The organism is Cetobacterium sp. (assembly GCF_048470075.1).
GTDB lineage: Bacteria > Fusobacteriota > Fusobacteriia > Fusobacteriales > Fusobacteriaceae > Cetobacterium_A.
In genome coordinates this window covers 1-1,738 of sequence record NZ_DBGBQB010000069.1, presented here as the reverse complement: position 1 = coordinate 1,738, position 1,738 = coordinate 1, and the positions used below count along the sequence as shown (strand labels likewise).

The 1,738-nt window shown below is 27.2% G+C and carries 2 protein-coding genes; both read right to left on the bottom strand.

Going from position 1 to position 1,738, the window contains the following annotated elements:
- A partial coding sequence (locus ACMOUI_RS02395) for a mannose-1-phosphate guanylyltransferase (RefSeq protein ID WP_418964147.1) occupies window positions 1-689 on the bottom strand: 689 nt, incomplete at its 3' end.
- Between the two features lies 1 nt (window position 690).
- Window positions 691-1,738, bottom strand: a 1,048-nt coding sequence (locus tag ACMOUI_RS02390; protein ID WP_418964146.1) for an exopolysaccharide biosynthesis polyprenyl glycosylphosphotransferase, incomplete at its 5' end; no start/stop codon positions are given.

Below are 1,738 nucleotides of genomic sequence, written 5' to 3'. Positions count from 1 at the left end.
GAATTAAATATTTCTGTATGTTCTTCCATTAAAACGTCAAAGTTTTTAAATATTGTTTCTGTTGTAAAGATAAATATCCCGGAATTCCATAAGTATTTTTTAGAGGCTACATAATTTTCAGCAGTTTCTAGATTTGGTTTTTCACGAAACCTTTTTACTTTATAAATTTTATTTAATTCTATATTTTCTTCTGTTTTTATTTCTATATACCCATACCCTGTTTCTGGTTTATTTGGTTTTATTCCCAAAGTAACAATAACCCCATTTTTTCTAGCCTCTTCAGCACCTTGAATTATAGTTTCTCTAAAAAGTTTTTCATCCCTTATTAAGTGATCAGAGGCCAAAACTACAATCTCTATCTTTTCTCCATCTTTCAAAGAATTTTTTAATTTACTTTCTATAACTAATGCTGAATATCCTATTGCTGCTGCAGTATCTTTAAAAGCTGGCTCTATTATTATATTTTCTTTTGGTATGTCTTCTAATTCTGCTTTTACAACTATCTCTTGTAATTCGTTTGTAGCTATAAATATTTTATCAGTAGGAATAATCGGTAAAATTCTATCGACAGTTTCTCTAATCATAGTTTTTTCAGAAAATATTTTTAATAATTGTTTTGGTTTTTCTGGAGTTGAAAGTGGCCAAAATCTTTCTCCACTTCCTCCAGCCATTATGAGTGCTGCTAGCATATTAATACGCCCCCTCTTTTGCTATTACATTTTTTATAGTTTTTATTACTATTATTATGTCTAACCATAAATTCCAATTTCTATAGTAATACTCATCTAAAACTAATCGTTCTTCAAAATCTGTATCACTACGTCCATGAGCTTGCCACATTCCCGTTATTCCTGGTTTTAACTTTATGATCTTATCATAGGATTTTCCCATATCATCTATTTCATCAAAAAGATATGGTCTTGGTCCAATAAAACTCATTTCACCCTTTATAACATTTAAAAATTGTGGGAATTCATCTAGTGATGTTCTTCTTAAGAATTCTCCTATTTTTGTTATTCTAGGATCATCTTTAAGTTTTTTATTTTTTCGATATTCTTCTCTCTTTTTAGGATCCTCAAAAAGTATTTTTTTTAATATTTCGTCTGCACCTGTTACCATGGAACGATATTTATATATCTTTATAGTTTTACCATTCACTCCTATTCTATTTTGTGTAAAAAATATTCCAGCTTTTCTTTCTTCTTTATCAGTTTTAAACCAGACTAATATTGTTAAAGGGATTAAAAGTATACATCCCACTATTCCTATGAGTATGTCTATAGCTCTTTTTATTATTTGTCTCTTTCTACTTGTAACATAATTTTTATTTCCTATCATCATAATAGTGTCATAATTCTGTACTTCAGGGCTAATACTAAAAATTTTATTAATGTCTGGTACTATCTTTATTTTACTTACTTTATCCACAACTAAATCTACAAAATTATGTAATTCGTTATCATTCATATTAGGAGTAGCAATAATTAATTCATCTACCTTATAATTTTTTAAAATATTACAAATATTAGATCCTATAACTTCACTTTTATCAATTTTCAAATTATCTATTCCTAAATCTATAAATCCGAGTAAGTTATACATTGTAAATCTATTTTGCTTAACAACAATTTTAAGTTCTTTAGCCATTTCTCCAGTTCCCACTATAATCAAATTTTTCTTTAAATAACCATACAATATCATTCTTATAGCTTTGACTAGTATAAAACTATATATAAAT